Annotated in this window: 15 protein-coding genes; 4 read left to right on the top strand and 11 right to left on the bottom strand. The window is 67.7% G+C overall.

Translation table 11 applies throughout. From position 1 onward, the window contains the following. Position 1: 1 nt before the first annotated feature. From C4F17_RS10620 to C4F17_RS10595, 6 genes are all read right to left on the bottom strand, one after another. Positions 2-1,264, bottom strand: coding sequence for an ABC transporter permease (locus C4F17_RS10620; RefSeq protein WP_106935202.1), 1,263 nt, complete (start codon positions 1,262-1,264; stop codon positions 2-4). Continuing rightward, positions 1,261-2,007, bottom strand: a complete 747-nt coding sequence (locus tag C4F17_RS10615; RefSeq protein WP_106935201.1) for an ABC transporter ATP-binding protein — start codon at positions 2,005-2,007, stop codon at positions 1,261-1,263. The genes C4F17_RS10620 and C4F17_RS10615 overlap by 4 nt, the downstream gene beginning before the upstream one ends. A gap of 4 nt (positions 2,008-2,011) precedes the next feature. Beyond that, positions 2,012-2,590, bottom strand: a complete 579-nt coding sequence (locus tag C4F17_RS10610; RefSeq protein ID WP_106935200.1) for a DUF2796 domain-containing protein — start codon at positions 2,588-2,590, stop codon at positions 2,012-2,014. After that, on the bottom strand, positions 2,587-3,495 hold the full coding sequence (locus C4F17_RS10605) for a sulfurtransferase (RefSeq protein WP_081266853.1): 909 nt from the start codon (positions 3,493-3,495) through the stop codon (positions 2,587-2,589). Before C4F17_RS10605 ends, C4F17_RS10610 begins: the two co-directional genes overlap by 4 nt. 54 nt (positions 3,496-3,549) lie before the next feature. After that, entirely contained in the window at positions 3,550-4,482 is a 933-nt protein-coding gene (locus C4F17_RS10600) for a DMT family transporter (protein ID WP_234382721.1), read from the bottom strand. Between the two features lie 73 nt (positions 4,483-4,555). After that, positions 4,556-5,695 (bottom strand): aromatic ring-hydroxylating oxygenase subunit alpha, encoded by a 1,140-nt coding sequence (locus C4F17_RS10595; RefSeq protein ID WP_081266852.1) that lies wholly within the window; start codon positions 5,693-5,695, stop codon positions 4,556-4,558. A gap of 230 nt (positions 5,696-5,925) precedes the next feature. Here C4F17_RS10595 and xseB point away from each other — a divergent pair, with 230 nt between their 5' ends. Genes xseB through dxs form a run of 3 tightly spaced genes read left to right on the top strand, consistent with a single transcriptional unit; the run spans position 5,926 to position 8,988 of the window. Beyond that, the gene (xseB, locus tag C4F17_RS10590; RefSeq protein WP_081266851.1) at positions 5,926-6,192 is read left to right on the top strand and encodes an exodeoxyribonuclease VII small subunit; all 267 of its coding nucleotides are present in this window, start codon (positions 5,926-5,928) and stop codon (positions 6,190-6,192) included. Then, on the top strand, positions 6,189-7,112 hold the full coding sequence (locus C4F17_RS10585; RefSeq protein ID WP_081266850.1) for a polyprenyl synthetase family protein: 924 nt from the start codon (positions 6,189-6,191) through the stop codon (positions 7,110-7,112). The genes xseB and C4F17_RS10585 overlap by 4 nt, the downstream gene beginning before the upstream one ends. Positions 7,113-7,134: 22 nt before the next feature. After that, positions 7,135-8,988 (top strand): 1-deoxy-D-xylulose-5-phosphate synthase, encoded by a 1,854-nt coding sequence (gene dxs / locus C4F17_RS10580; RefSeq protein ID WP_106935199.1) that lies wholly within the window; start codon positions 7,135-7,137, stop codon positions 8,986-8,988. A gap of 142 nt (positions 8,989-9,130) precedes the next feature. Here the strand turns inward: dxs and C4F17_RS10575 are convergent, their stop codons facing one another. From C4F17_RS10575 to C4F17_RS10555, 5 genes are all read right to left on the bottom strand, one after another. After that, positions 9,131-9,862: an ABC transporter ATP-binding protein gene (locus C4F17_RS10575; RefSeq protein ID WP_106935198.1), complete on the bottom strand. Its 732-nt coding sequence runs from the start codon at positions 9,860-9,862 to the stop codon at positions 9,131-9,133. Then, positions 9,859-10,662 (bottom strand): ABC transporter ATP-binding protein, encoded by an 804-nt coding sequence (locus C4F17_RS10570; protein ID WP_106935197.1) that lies wholly within the window; start codon positions 10,660-10,662, stop codon positions 9,859-9,861. The genes C4F17_RS10575 and C4F17_RS10570 overlap by 4 nt, the downstream gene beginning before the upstream one ends. Continuing rightward, entirely contained in the window at positions 10,659-11,522 is an 864-nt protein-coding gene (locus C4F17_RS10565) for a branched-chain amino acid ABC transporter permease (RefSeq protein ID WP_081266846.1), read from the bottom strand. The genes C4F17_RS10570 and C4F17_RS10565 overlap by 4 nt, the downstream gene beginning before the upstream one ends. Beyond that, entirely contained in the window at positions 11,522-12,403 is an 882-nt protein-coding gene (locus C4F17_RS10560) for a branched-chain amino acid ABC transporter permease (RefSeq protein ID WP_081266845.1), read from the bottom strand. The genes C4F17_RS10565 and C4F17_RS10560 overlap by 1 nt, the downstream gene beginning before the upstream one ends. A 130-nt stretch (positions 12,404-12,533) precedes the next feature. Continuing rightward, positions 12,534-13,688, bottom strand: a complete 1,155-nt coding sequence (locus C4F17_RS10555) for an ABC transporter substrate-binding protein (RefSeq protein ID WP_106935196.1) — start codon at positions 13,686-13,688, stop codon at positions 12,534-12,536. A 221-nt stretch (positions 13,689-13,909) separates the two neighbouring features. Between C4F17_RS10555 and C4F17_RS10550 the strand changes: the two genes are divergently transcribed. Further along, a complete protein-coding gene (locus C4F17_RS10550) occupies positions 13,910-14,992 on the top strand; it encodes a TRAP transporter substrate-binding protein (protein WP_081266844.1) in 1,083 nt (360 codons plus the stop codon). Positions 14,993-15,023 lie beyond the last annotated feature (31 nt).

Raw genomic sequence — 15,023 nt, 5'->3', positions numbered from 1 at the left:
TTCATATCCTCGGGGAAAGGCCGTCCGCCAGCGAGAGGCGGTAGGCGCGGATGCCAGGCAAGAGGCTTGCCAGCCAGCCCGCGACCAGCAGGCTCGCCATCAGCAGCCACTCGTTCAGTGTAGGTTCGGAAAGGCTCAGTGTCAGCCCGAACTGCGCCTGCAGCCATGGGGAGAGCAGGGCGATGCCCAGCGCCGCCATCACCACGCCGAAGGCCACGCCCAGCACGGTGACCATCGCGCCCTCGAGCGCGAGCAGCGCCAGCACATGGCGCAGCCCTGCGCCCACGGCGCGCAGCACGGCGAGTTCGCGGCGGCGTTCATTGAGCCCCGCCATCACCACCGACACCAGCCCCGCGAGGCTCACCAGCGCGACCAGCGCCGACATCAGCAGCAGCGCGTTCTCGCCGATGCCGATCACGCTCCAGAGTTCGTCGAGCGCCACGCCGGGCAGGATGGCCATCAGCGGTTCGCCGGTGTAGGTGGAGATCCAGCGCTGCACGCCGAACACGGCAGCGCGGTTCTTCAGGCCCACCAGCGCGGCCGTCACGTTCTTGGGCGTGAGGTCGAACTTGCGCACCTGCTCTGCCGGAATGTGCACGCCGGGCATCGGCGCGCCGCCCACCCATTCGAGGTGGATGGCTTCCATGGCCGGCAGGCCGATGTGCACCGTGCGGTCGACCGGCGTGCCGGTGCGCGCGAGCACGCCCACCACGGTGAAGGGCTTGTCTGCATGCTCGGCCACGTTGAGTTCGCCGCTGCCGTGCGCGAGCGTGATCTTCTGGCCCACGTGGTAGCCGAGCTTGTCGGCCACCTCGGCGCCGACCACCGCGTCGAACAGCTCGCTGAAGGGCTTGCCTTCGCGCATCTTCAGCAGTTGCCGGTCGCCGTAGCGAAAGCGCGTGAAGTACTCGGGCGAGGTGGCCAGCACCGCGAAGCCGCGGTGCGAATCGCCCAGCGACAGCGGCACCACCCAATCGACGCCGGGGTGCGCCTGCAGCGCCTGCACGCTCTTCCAAGAGATGTTGTTGGTGGCCGCGCCGATGCGGAACACCGAATACAGCAGAAGCTGCGTGGAGCCGGTGCGCGCGCCCACGATCAGGTCGGTGCCGGACACGGAAGACGCGAAGTTCTCGCGCAGCTCGGTGCGGATGCGCTCCACGCCCAGCAGCAGGAAGGTCGACAGCGCGATCGAGAACACCGTGAGCGCGAGCGTGAAGCGGCGGTTCCAGGCACTGCGCCAGGCAATCGAGAACAGCGCCTTCATGCGTCCACCGCCATCGCGCTGCTCGCTGCGCGGTTGATCTCTGGCAGCAGCACGTGCCGCACGAAACGCTGTGCGATGCGCTGGTCGTGGCTCACGAACACCAGCGCGCTGCGGTTCTGCGCGCAGGCCGTCAGCAGCACGTCGAGGAAGGCTTCGCGGCGGTCTTCGTCGAGCGCCGAGGTGGGCTCGTCCGCGATCACCACTTCAGGCTGGCCGATGAGCGCGCGCGCCGCGGCCACGCGCTGCTGCTGCCCGACCGACAGCTGCAGCGCCTGCCGCTTCCACAGGTTGCGGTCCAGGCCCATCTGCGCGAGCAGGTGCTCGGCTTCTTCGCGCGCGCTGCCGTTGCGCGAGGCCTGCGCCTCGCGCCGCGCGGAGAAGCGGCAGGGCAGCAGCACGTTGTCGATCACGCTCAGGTACGGCAGCAGGTTGAACTGCTGGAAGATGTAGCCCACGTGCGCCACGCGACTGCGGTCGCGCTGGGTGCCCGAGAGCTTCGACCAGTCGTGGCCCAGCAGCGTGACGCGGCCCTCGTCGGCCACCAGCACGCCGGCCAGCAGCGACAGCAGCGTGCTCTTGCCGCAGCCGCTGGGGCCGTGCAGGAACACCGATTCGCCGGCGGTGATGCGAAAGGCCTCGATGTCGATGCACGGCGTCTTCACGCCGGGCCATGAGAAGCGCAGCGCTTCTGCGGCAAGTACGACGCGCAATGGCGTCGTCTCGCCCTGCGGGAAGTTGCTCACAGCGTCACTTGCCCCAGCTCAGCCGGACCGGCTGCGACGCCTGCGCGCCGGCGGGACGCTTGAGCTGGCGCTTGAACTGGCCTTGCGCGGAGGCGATCTGCGAATCGATCTGGCGCAGTCCCTTGAACGCGCCGAACAGGTTCACGTCGATGAACTTCGCGGCGGACGCATTGGTGCAGTTGAAGGAGAAGGTGGCGTCGAGGTCGGCATGGCCGACGGGCTCTGCCGGGTCGGGGTTGCCCAGGCCCAGCGCGCCCGAGCGCAGGTCGACCGGGCCCAGCTTGCAGTTGGCGGCCGGGTCGACCACGAAGAGCTTGTCGGCCGCGCGCAGCACGGCCACGGCGTCTTCGACGGCTTTTTTCTCGGCGTCGGTCTTGGGCGCGCGTTCGAAGCCGACGATGTTGTCCAGCGGGGACTCCATGTCGATCACCACCGTGGGCCCGTCGACGGCCACGTCGAGCTTGAGCTGGCCGTGCACATGCGCATGCTGCTGCTGTGCCTGCGCGGAAAGGAACGGGGCGGCCGCGAACAGCGCGGCTGCCATTGCGAGACCGGTGGTGCGTCGGAGTCGGTTGTGCTTCATGGTTCAGCGCCTTGCCGGGTCGGCAGCCCCGGCGTGTTGCTCCATTCGCTCCAGCTGCCGGCATAGAGCGCGGTCGTCCCGAACCCCGCGATCTGCATCGCGAGCAGGTTGGGCACGGCGCTCACGCCACTGCCGCATTGGTGGACGACGGTCGCCGGGTCGCGTCCCGCGAGCAGCGTTTCGAACTCGGCACGCAACTGCGATGCCGGCTTGAACTTGCCGTCCGGTCCGATGTTCTCGGCGAAGGGCCGGTTCAGGGCCCCGGGGATGTGACCGGCAATCGGGTCCAGAGGTTCCACCTCTCCGCGGTAACGTGCACCGGCACGTGCGTCGATCAGGTTCTGGTCAGGCTGGCCGAGCCGGCGCAGCACGGTGTCGGTGGTCACGAGCTTCGCAATGGGCTCGCCCGTCACGAAGTTCGACTGGAAGCGCGCGGGCTCCTCGCGGTCGGTCACCTCGCCGCCCGCGGCCTGCCATGCCTGCAGCCCGCCGTCGAGCACGGCCACTGCGTCGTGGCCCATCCACTTGAGCATCCACCAGAGGCGGCCGCAGTAGTTGGCGCCGTTGCGGTCGTACACCACGGCCTGCATGTCGTTCGCAAAACCGATGCCCGAAAGCCAGGCCGCGAACTTCTCGCGGCTCGGCAGCGGGTGGCGCCCGCCGGATGCGGGCACGCCGTCTTCCTGCGCGGTCACGACTTCGCCGTGGGCGCCGGGTACGCCGTGCTTCGCGCTGAGGTCGGTGTCGAGGTTGGCGTACAGCGCGCCCGGAATGTGCGCGGCGGCGTACTGCTGCGCGCCGGCTTCGGGTTTCATGAGGTCGAAGCTGCAGTCGAACAGCATGAAGGGCTTGTCGCCGGCCTGCAGTTGGCGCAGCTGTTCGACGGTGACGAGGGTGGTGTACATGGCGTGTGTCCTTCGTTGCCGGGGCCTGCACAGGCCCGCTTGATCCGGTTCAGTTCAATGTTCTTCGGCCGGTGCCTTGGGCACCGCCCGCTGCCGCAACACAGTGGCGGCAATGCCGCTTGCGATGATAAGAGCCATGCCGCCCCAGCCTGCGGCGTCGATGCGGTCGTTGAACAGCACCACGCCGTAGAAGGCCGCGAACACGATGCCCGAATACTGCAGGTTGGCCACCACCAGCGTACCGGCCTGGGTCTTGGCGGTGGCGTAGGCGCGGGTCATGCAGAGCTGTCCGAGGGCGGCGAGCAGGCCGATCGGCAGCAGCCACAGCGCATGCTGCCATGTCCACGAGGCACCGCCCGAAAACCCCGTGGCGGCCGTGGCGAAGGCACCGGCCACGGCCGAGCCCACCGCGAAATAGAACACCGTGCGCAGTTCGGGCTCGCCGATGCGCGACAGCGCCACCACCTGCATGTAGGCGAAGGCGGCGGTCAGGCCCGACAGCAGGCCCAGCATGCCGGCGAAGCCTTCGTTGCCGCTGACCGTGGGCTTGAGCATGAGCACGACGCCCGCGAAGCCCGCGAGCACCGTCATGGCCAGCGTGCCCTGCAGCGGCGGGCGCTCCACCCGGCCGTCGCGCCCGGGCACCGGCACCCAGGCCAGCAGCGCGCCGCCGACCAGGAAAGCCGCGACCCACACGCTGCTCATGTAGTTGAGCGTGACTGCGGTGGCCAGCGGCAGGTGGGCGATGGCATAGAACCATGCGCCGAGCGAGATCACGCCGATAGTGCTGCGCCAGGCGTGCATGCCGGGGTAGCGGGTGGCGAGCGAGACGCCGCGGTTGCGCGCCAAAAGCCACAGGAACACGATGCCGATGAGGCCCCGGCCCAGCACCATCTCGCCGCTGTTGAACCACTCCGAGGCGATTTTCACAACCACGCTCATCGTGGCGAACAAAAAGGCGCCGAGCACCATCCAGAGCGCTTGCATCGTCAGTCAGTCTCGAAAACTAGAAGGAAATAAAAAAGCCCGATGGTTTCATCGGGCCGTGGGCGGCAGGGGCTCAGGGCTGCTGCATCGCAGCCTTGTACCACTCGTGGAACTGCTGCATGCCGTCTTCCATGGGGCTCTGGTAGGGGCCGGTCTCGTTGTCGCCGCGCAGCATCAGCGCGCGGCGGCCAGCGTCCATGCGCTCGGCGATCTCGTCGTCTTCCACGCAGGTTTCCATGTAGGCGGCCTGCTGGGCTTCGACGAATTCGCGCTCGAAGGCGACGATTTCCTCGGGGTAGAAGAACTCGACCATGTTGAGCGTCCTGGTCGGGCTCACCGGGTGTAGCGTGGACACGGTGAGCACGTGCGGATACCACTCGACCATCACGTGCGGGTAGTAGGTGAGCCAGATGGCGCCGTATTTCGGCGGCTTGCCGTCGCGGTACTTGAGCAGCTGCTCCTGCCATTTCTGGTAGATCGGGCTGCCCGCGCGGCCCAGGCGGTTGGCCACGCCCACCGTCTGCACCGAATAGCGCGGCTTGAACTCCCAGCGCAGGTCGTCGCAGGTGACGAAGCTGCCCAGCCCCGGGTGGAACGGGCCGACGTGGTAGTCCTCGAGGTAGACCTCGATGAAGGTCTTCCAGTTGTAGTTGCACTCGTGCAGCTCGACGCGGTCGAGTGCGTAGCCCGAGAAATCGAGGTCGGCCTGCGGGCCGAGGCCGGCCATGTCGGCGGCCACGTCGGGGCCGGAGCCGTCGGCGTTCTTCTCGAACAGAAGGCCGTTCCATTCGGTCAGCGGGTAGTTGTGCAGGTTCAGGCAGGGGTCCTGCTCGAAGTGCGGCGCGCCGATCAGGGTGCCCGTGGTGCGCGGGTCGCTCGCGGCGTAGGTCCAGCGGTGCAGCGGGCAGACGATGTTGCCGCCGGTCTGGCTCTCGAGCCGGCCCCGGCCCTGCAGGATCAGGGCCTGGCGGTGGCGGCAGACGTTGGAGATCAGCTCCACGCCCTTGGGCGTGTGGACCAGCGCGCGGCCCTGGTGCTCCTGCGGCAGGGTGTGGAAATCACCCTGTTCGGGCACGGCCAGGCGATGGCCGACATAGCGGGGCCCTCGCGCGAAAAGGTTTTGCATTTCGCGGGCATAGAGCGCCTCGTCGAAATACGCGGAAACTGGAAGTTGGCTCGCGGCCTGCTGCAGTTGAAGACTTAAATCAGACATGGAGGACCTGACCAAGCTCCCCACAGGGAGAAAAAGGAAAAAAGAACGGAAAGGCGCCGCCTGGATGGCTCGGCGGCCCGAAGAATGTGCTGGCGTTGCCAACGAGAGAAGTTCGCATTGTACCCGGGGGGCATCTTTTGGCTCGGTCCGTGCCGGGGTGGCCCGCAGGCGGTGGCCGCTTGTTCCCGTCCCAGTCCTAAAATGCCCGGTTTCACCCACGTTTCGCTTGCATGCCCAAGGTGCCAACCCCTTCCTCGTCCAGCCCGGCGGCAACGCCTGATACGGGCCCGCTGCCCGCCAGTTACGAAGCCGGGCTCCAGGAGCTGGAGAAACTGGTTGCGGAACTCGAATCAGGCCAGCTGCCCCTCGACCAGTTGCTCGTCAGCTACCAGCGCGGCGCCGCGCTGCTCGCCTTCTGCCGCGACAAGCTGCAGGCGGTCGAAGACCAGATCAAGGTGCTCGATGCGGGCAGCCTGAAGGTCTGGACTTCCGAATGAGCGCGGCCACGACCACGGCTCCCCCCCGGTGGGACGCAAAGACCCTGGCCGGCTGGTGTGATCCCCATCTGGCGAACGTCGAGGCGGCGCTCTCGCGCTGGGTCGGCGTCGACGCCCCCGTGCTGCTGGGCGACGCCATGCGCTATGCCGTGCTCGACGGCGGCAAGCGCCTGAGGCCCCTGCTGGTGCTGGCCGCCAGCGAGGCCGTGGGCGGCAACAAGGCCGCCGCGCTGCGCGCCGCCTGCGCCACCGAGCTGATCCACGCCTATTCGCTGGTGCACGACGACCTGCCCTGCATGGACAACGACGTGCTGCGGCGCGGCAAACCCACGGTGCACGTCAAGTTCGGCGAGGCCGACGCCCTGCTGGCCGGCGACGCGCTGCAGGCGCTGGCCTTCGAGCTGCTCACGCCTGAAGGCGATGAGATCCCCGCGGCCACCCAGGCCCTGCTGTGCCGCCTGCTCGCGCGCGCCGCGGGCAGCCAGGGCATGGCCGGCGGCCAGGCCATCGACCTGGCCAGCGTGGGCATCGCGCTTGACGAAGCGCGGCTGCGCGAAATGCACCGCCTGAAGACCGGCGCGCTGCTGCAGGGCAGCGTCGAGATGGGCGCCGCCTGCGGCGCCGTGTCGCCGGCCGCGCTGGCCGCGCTGCGCGACTACGGCGCGGCCATCGGCCTCGCGTTCCAGGTGGTCGACGACATCCTCGACGTCACGGCCGACTCGCAAACCCTGGGCAAGACCGCCGGCAAGGATGCCGCGGCCGACAAGCCCACCTACGTATCGCTGCTCGGCCTCGACGGGGCGCGCGCCCAGGCCCGCCAGCTGCTGGCCGACGCGCTCGCCGCGCTGGAAAACAGCGGCCTGGCCGACACCGCCGCCCTGCGCGCACTGGCCCACATGGTGGTCGACCGCGATCGCTGAGAGAAAAGAACAAACCTCCCCCATGGCTGCTCCGCTGCTTCCCACACTCCACGACCCCGCGCCGATCCGCAAATACGACCGGGCGCAGCTGCGCCAGCTGTCCGACGAGGTGCGCGCCTGCGTGCTCGACAACGTCTCGCGCACCGGCGGCCACCTGAGCTCGAACCTCGGCACGGTCGAGCTGACGGTCGCGCTGCACCACGTGTTCAACACGCCGCACGACCGGCTGGTGTGGGACGTGGGCCACCAGACCTACCCCCACAAGATCCTCACCGGCCGGCGCGAGCGCATGCCCACGCTGCGGCAGATCGGCGGCATCTCGGGCTTTCCGCAGCGCAGCGAGAGCGAGTACGACACCTTCGGCACCGCCCATTCGTCGACCAGCATCTCGGCCGCGCTGGGCATGGCCATGGCCGCCAAGCAGAAGGGCGAGGACCGCCACACCGTGGCCATCATCGGCGACGGCGCGCTCACCGCCGGCATGGCCTTCGAGGCGCTGAACAACGCGGGCGTGTGCGACTGCAAGCTGCTCGTGATCCTGAACGACAACGACATGTCGATCAGCCCGCCGGTGGGCGCGCTCAACCGCTACCTCGCGCAGCTGATGAGCGGCAATTTCTACGCCGCCGCCAAGAGCGTGGGCAAGAGCGTGCTGCGCAACGCGCCGCCGCTGTTCGAGCTGGCCAAGCGGCTGGAGCAGCATGCCAAGGGCATGGTGGTGCCGGCCACGCTGTTCGAGCAGTTCGGCTTCAACTATGTCGGCCCCATCGACGGCCACGACCTCGATTCGCTGGTGCCCACGCTCGAGAACCTCAAGCATCTGGAAGGCCCGCAGTTCCTGCACGTGGTCACCAAGAAGGGGCAGGGCTACAAGCTGGCCGAGGCCGACCCGGTGGCCTACCACGGCCCCGGCAAGTTCGATCCGCAGGTGGGGCTGGTCAAGTCCACCGCCCCGGCCAAGCAGACCTTCACGCAGGTGTTCGGCCAGTGGCTGTGCGACACGGCCGCCGCCGACGGCCGCCTCGTGGGCATCACGCCCGCGATGCGCGAGGGCTCGGGGCTCGTGGAGTTCGAGAAGCGCTTCCCCGGCCGCTACTACGACGTCGGCATCGCCGAGCAGCACGCCGTCACCTTCGCCGCCGGCCTGGCCTGCGAAGGGCTGAAGCCGGTGGTCGCCATCTACTCGACCTTCCTGCAGCGCGCCTACGACCAACTGATCCACGACGTGGCGATCCAGAACCTGCCGGTGGTGTTCGCGCTCGACCGCGCGGGCCTCGTGGGTGCCGACGGCGCCACGCACGCGGGTGCCTACGACATTCCGTTCCTGCGCTGCATTCCGAACATGAGCATCGCGTGCCCGGCCGACGAGCGCGAGTGCCGCCAGCTGCTGTCCAGCGCCTACGAGCAGAGCCACCCGGTGGCGGTGCGCTATCCGCGCGGCTCGGGTGCCGGCGTGGCGCCGCACCTCACGCTCGACGCACTGCCCCTGGGCAAGGGCGAGATCCGCCGCGAAGGCAAGCGCATCGCGATCCTCGCCTTCGGCACGCTGCTGTATCCGGCGCTCGCGGCAGCCGAGTCGCTCGACGCCACGGTGGTCAACATGCGCTGGGCCAAGCCGCTGGACGTCGAACTGCTGCTGCAGGTCACGCGCACGCACGATGCCATCGTGACGCTGGAAGAGGGCGCCATCATGGGCGGCGCCGGCAGCGCGGTGCTCGAGGCGCTGCAGGCTGCCAACGTGCAGAAGCCGGTGCTGCAGCTGGGCTTGCCCGACCAGTTCATCGAGCACGGCGATCCGGCGAAGCTGCTGGCCGGCATCGGGCTCGATGCGGCGGGTATAGAGAAATCCATCGCGGACCGCTTCGGCCGCAACTGAGGTTCCGGTCTTGCTCCTTCCTCCTCTGGGGGAAGGCTGGGATGGGGGCAAGCGGCGCTGGAGAGGCCGCTGCGGTTCGAAGGCCGCCGAGCCCCCACCCCGACCCTCCCCAAGCGGGGGAGGGAGGAATACCAAAGACCCGTCAGCTCCCCAGGTACGCGTCCTGCACCTTAGGGTTGCCCAGCAGTTCCCGCCCGGTGCCCGACAGCACGATGCTGCCGGTCTCGATCACATAGGCCCGGTCCGCGATCTTCAGCGCCTGGCGCACGTTCTGCTCCACCAGGAAGATCGTCAGCCCCTGCTTGTTGATCTCGCGCAGCGTGCGGAAGATGTCCTGCACGATGATCGGCGCCAGGCCCATCGAGGGCTCGTCCAGCAGCAGCACGCGCGGCTTGGCCATCAGGGCGCGGCCGATGGCCAGCATCTGCTGCTCGCCGCCCGAGAGGTTGCCGGCCAGGCCGTCGGCCCGGTCCTTCAGCACCGGGAACAGGGTGTAGATGCGTTCCAGGTCGGCTGCGCGGGCCGCGGCGCCATCGCGGCGCGTGTAGCCGCCCAGCTCCAGGTTGTCGCGCACCGTGAGCGTGGTCAGCGTGGCGCGGCCCTCGGCCACCTGCACCACGCCGCCGGCCACGATCTTGTGGGGCGACAGCGCGGTGATGTCCTGCCCCGCGAACAGCACGCGCCCGCTCGTCTTCTTGACGAGGCCCGACAGCGCCAGCAGCGTGGTCGACTTGCCCGCGCCGTTGGCGCCCACCAGCGTGGTGATCTGCCCTTCGTGCAATTCGAAATCGATGCCCTTCACCGCCTGCACATGGCCGAAGTTCACCTTCAGGTCCTGCACCTGCAGCAATGGGGTCGTGGTGCCGGCGCTCATGCCGCGGTCTCCTGGTCGTTCGTGGCTTCGTCGTCTTCGCGGCCGAGGTAGGCCTCGATCACCTGCGGGTCGTTGCGGATCTGCTCGGGGCCGCCGCGCGCGATGATGCGGCCGAAGTTCAGCACCGCGATCTGCTGGCACAGCCCCATCACGAAGCGCATGTCGTGCTCGATCATGAAGACCGTGAAGCCGCGCGCCGCGATGTTCTCGATCTCGACCATCAGCTCGCTCTTCTCGGTGCTGTTCATGCCGGCCACCGGCTCGTCGAGCAGCAGCAGCGTGGGCTCGGTGGCCAGCGCGCGCGCCAGCTCCAGCTTGCGCTGGTCGCCGTACGAGAGGTTGTCGGCCACGTCGTTGGCCTTGTGGTCCAGCTTGACCCAGCTCAGCAGTTCGCGCGCGCGGTCACGGGCGCGCTTTTCCTCGCTGCGGAACATGCCCGTGCTTGCGAGCAGGCCCAGCGGGCCGTAGCGCAGCTTGGCGTCCATGCCCACGGTCACGTTTTCCAGCAGCGACATCTCCTTGAAGATGCGGATGTTCTGGAAGGTGCGCGCGATGCCGCCACGGGTGATCTGGAAGGGCTTGCGGCCCGCCAGGTCCTGGCCCTGGAAGTGGATGGTGCCGCTGGTGGTGGGCAGCAGGCCGGTGATCAGGTTGAACACCGTCGTCTTGCCGGCGCCGTTCGGGCCGATCAGCCCGAAGATGCCGCCCTTCGGAATGTCCAGGTTCACGTCCTGCAGCACCTTGAGCCCGCCGAAATGGCGCGAAACGTTCTTCAGCGTCAAAAGGGTGTTGTCGCTCATGCTGCGCTCCCCTTGCGTCCGAACCACTGGCGGATGCGCGCCGGGTCCCAGATGCCCTTGGGCAGGAACAGCACGATCAGCACCAGGATGAAGCCGTTGACCACGAGGCGGAAGGCGCCCAGGCCGCGCAGCGTTTCCGGCAGCAGCGTGAGGATGGTGCCGCCCAGCACCGGGCCGGTGAGGCTGCCGATGCCGCCGAGGATGGCCATCGTCAGGATGTCGACCGCGCGGTTGAAGCCGTATTCGGCCGGGCCGATGAAGAAGGTCAAGTGCGCGTTCAGCGTGCCCGCCAGGCCGGCAATGGCGCCGCCCAGCACGAAGGCCAGCATCTTGTGGCCCGCCACGTCGATGCCCATCAGGCCGGCGGCGGTCTCGTCTTCCTTGATGGCCTCGAAGGCGCGGCCGACCTTGGAGCGGCGGATGCGCCACAGCACCAGCAGCACGAGCACCAGCGCCAGCGCCACGTGCCACCACTCGGTGGATTGCGGAATGCCGTTCAGGCCCAGCGCGCCGCCCGTGAGCGACTCGGCGTTCAGGATGGCGATGCGCACCACCTCGCCGAAGGCCAGCGTGGCCATGGCCAGGTACACGCCCGACAGCCGCAGCGTCGGCTTGCCGATGATGAAGGCGACCAGCGCCGGCGCGGCCATGCCCGCGGCAATCGCCACCGGGAACGGCGCGCCGTAGTTCAGCGTGAGGATCGACGCGGTGTACGCGCCGATGCCCATGAATGCGGCGTTGGCCAGCGCCAGCATGCCGCAGGCGAGGGTGAGCCAGATCGAGAGTGCCAGCAGGCCGTTGATGCCCAGCGAGAGCACCAGGTTGCTGTAGACCGACCAGAAGTTGTCGAAGGCTTCCATCAGACCTTGCGCTCCTTCAGCGAACCGAAAAGGCCCTTCGGGCGCACCAGCAGCACGAGGAACAGCAGGCCGAAGGCCACCGCGTCGCGCATGTTGGAGCCCACGTAGGCCACCGACAGCACCTCGGCGAAACCGAGGAACAGGCCGCCGAGCAGCGCGCCGCGGATGTCGCCCATGCCGCCCAGGATGATCACCGCGATGCCCTTCTCGAGCATCGGCTGGCCCATCAGCGGGAAGAGCGCGTTCGAGTAAAGCCCGATCAGCACGCCCGCCACGCCGCCCAGGCCGGCGGCCACGAACGAGGTCAGGAAGAACAGGCCCTCGACGTTCACGCCCACCAGGTACGCCGCCTTGGGCGACTCGGCAATGGCGCGCAGCGCGCGGCCCAGTTGGGTGCGCTGCAGCGACAGCATCAGCACGCCCATCAGCACGAACGATGCGAGCACGATGCCCAGCTCGAGCACGGTGACGTGGATGCCGGCGAACACCAGCGCATCGTCGGGAATGGTGCCGGGCGGGAAGCGCAGGTTCTCCGCGCCGAAGATGCCCTGGATGCCGTTGTTCAGGATGATGGCCACGCCGATGGTGGCGATCATCGGGATCAGGTGGGGTGCGTTGCGCTTGCGCAGCGGTTTGAGCACCAGCACGTCGACCAGGAACCCCAGCACGCCGCAGAAGGCGAAGGCGAATGGCAGGCCGACCCACAGCGGCATGCCCGACACGCGCATGAATTCGGCCGCGGCATACGCGCCGACCATGAACACCGCGCCGTGCGAGAGGTTGATGACGCCGAGCACGCCGAAGATGAGTGTGAAGCCGAGCGCGAAGAGTGCGTAGACGCACCCCAGCGACAAGGCATTGACAAGCTGCTGATCGAGCACGATGGGCTTTCGTCAGGCCGCGGCACGAGGCGTGTTGCGGCAAATCAAAAAAGAAAACGGCGCAGTGACTGTCCTGCGCCATATGCGGGAGGCATGGCGGGCCGCGCGGCCCGCCACCGGGACTGCTTGCTTACTTCTCGATCACGAACGCGGTGCCCTTCGTGACACTCACGATGGCCGTCTGCTGCGCGTCGTAGCCGGCGGGCTTGCCGGCCTTGTCCTTGGCGCGTGTGAAGGCGAAGGCGCCGGTGGCGCCGGTCCACTTCACGTTGGGCAGCGCGTCGCGCAGGGCCGTGCGGTCGGCCGCCAGGTTGCCCGACAGCTTCACGCCCTTGAGCGCCTGGGCCACCACGTACAGGCCGTCGTAGGCCTGCGCGGCGAACTGGTCGGGCGCCATCTTGAACTTGTCGTTGTAGGCCTTCTGGAACTTGGTGTTCTCGGGCGTGGCGTTGCTGGCCGACCAGGGGCTGCCGACGTACAGGTTGTCCGAGCTGCCCTTGGCCAGGTCGAAGATCTTGGTCGAGTTCATGCCGTTGCCGCCGATGACCGGCACGTTCAGGCCGAGCTGGCGGGCCTGCACCATGATCGGCGCGCCTTCGGCCAGCAGTGCCGACAGCACGATGGCGTCGGGGTTGGTGGCCTTGATCTTGGTGAGCTGGGCCTTGAAGTCGACGTCGCCCTTGGCGAAGGTCTCGGTCGTGGTCACGGGCAGCTTCAGGTCTTCCAGGGCCTTCTTGAAGTTGTCGTAGCCGCTCTTGGTGAACACGTCGTCGTTGCCGTACAGCACGGCGACCTTCTTCACGTTGCCGTGCTTGATGGCCACGCGCAGGGTCTCGGGCAGCACGTCGGCTTCGGTCACGGAGTTGCGGAACACGTAGTCGCCGATCGAGGTGATGCCGTCGGCCGTGTTCGAGGTGCCGAAGGCCACGGTCTTGGCGGCCTGGGCGATCGGGTCGGCCGCCTGGGCCGAGTTCGACAGCGTGGGGCCGAAGGTCATCAGCACCTTGTCCTGGAAGATCAGCTTCTTGAAGACGTTGATCGCGTCTTCCTTCTTGCCTTGCTCGTCTTCGACGGCCAGCACGATCTTGTCGCCGTTGATGCCGCCGGCGGCGTTGATTTCGTCCGCGGCCAGCTGGAAGCCGTTGCGGATGGCGGCGCCGTACTGCGCGGCACCGCCGGACAGGGCGGCTGCGACGCCGATCTTGATGTCGGCGGCTTGCGCGCCGAAAGCGGTGGCCGCGGCGAACGCGAGCAGTGCGGGCTTGAAGGAGTTAGGGAGTCTCATGTCTTGATGCCGTTTCCAGCGGTGTATGTAAGGCGATATAACATTTTATGCCTCGTCTAAACGAGACCGAGTTCGCGCGCGACAGGGGGAGGCGCCGGGCGCAGGGTAAACCCCCGCCGGAGGCTGTAAGCGCGTTTTTACAATCGCCCGGGCTTATACAAAAGTCCCCAACGCGGTCACAAGCCGCGTTTTGTTTTTTCAAAGAACTCGGAGAGCTATCAATGGATCGTCGTTCCCTAATCAAAAACGCCGGCATCGCCGGCGTTTTGGCTGCCGGCATTGCGCCTGCCGTTCATGCGCAGACCGCAGTCCGCTGGCGCCTGGCCTCGAGCTTCCCGCGCTCGCTCGACACGATTTTCGGCAGCGCCGAAATGCTGTCGAAGACCGTCAAGGCACTGTCCGGCGGCAAGTTCGAAATCTCGGTCCACCCCGCCGGCGAGCTGATGCCCGCATTCGGCGTGGTCGACGCACTGCAGGGCGACACGCTCGAAATGGCGCAGACCGCCGCGTATTACTTCACCGGCAAGGATCCGATCTTCGCGTTCAGCTGCGCAGTGCCCTTCGGCCTGACCGCACGCCAGACCGACTCGTGGAAAGAGTACGGCAACGGCCGCAAGCTGCTCGACGCCTTCTTCGCGCAATACAACTTCCGCACCGCCAGCGCCGGCAACACCGGCACGCAGATGGGCGGCTGGTACCGCAAGGAGATCAAGACGGTCGCCGACCTCAAGGGCCTGAAGATGCGCATGGGCGGCGGCGTGTTCGGCGAGGCCATGGCCAAGCTGGGCGTGGTGTCGCAGAACATGCCCGCCGGCGACGTGTACCAGGCGCTCGAAAAGGGCACGCTGGACGCCGCCGAGTTCGTCGGTCCCTACGACGACGAGAAGCTGGGCTTCAACAAGGTGGCCCCGTACTACTACTACCCCGGCTGGTGGGAAGGCGGCGCCGACCTCGAGTTCTTCATCAACAACAAGGCCTTCGCCAAGCTGTCGGACGAGAACAAGGCCATCCTCGACGCGGCCACCAAGGTCGCCGCGCGCGACATGATCGCCAAGTACGACGCCTACAACCCGGTGGCACTCAAGCGCCTGGTTGCCGCCAAGACCGAACTCAAGCCGTTCCCCAAGGCCGTGATGGACGCGGGCTTCAAGGCTTCGATGGAAGTCTTCGCCGAGCACGAAGCCAAGTCGCCCGAGTTCAAGAAGATCCACCAGGACATGCGCGCCTTCCAGCGCGACCAGATCCTGTGGAACCGCTTCTCGGAGTACCCGTTCAACCAGTACATGAACTCGGTCAAGATCTGATACCGACGCGACCCGCATGAAAAAGGCCGCC

The sequence above is a fragment of the Variovorax sp. PMC12 genome, from assembly GCF_003019815.1.
Taxonomy (GTDB): domain Bacteria; phylum Pseudomonadota; class Gammaproteobacteria; order Burkholderiales; family Burkholderiaceae_C; genus Variovorax.
The sequence above is the reverse complement of the archived record's forward strand: the minus strand, read 5'-3'. Positions and strand labels throughout refer to the sequence as shown.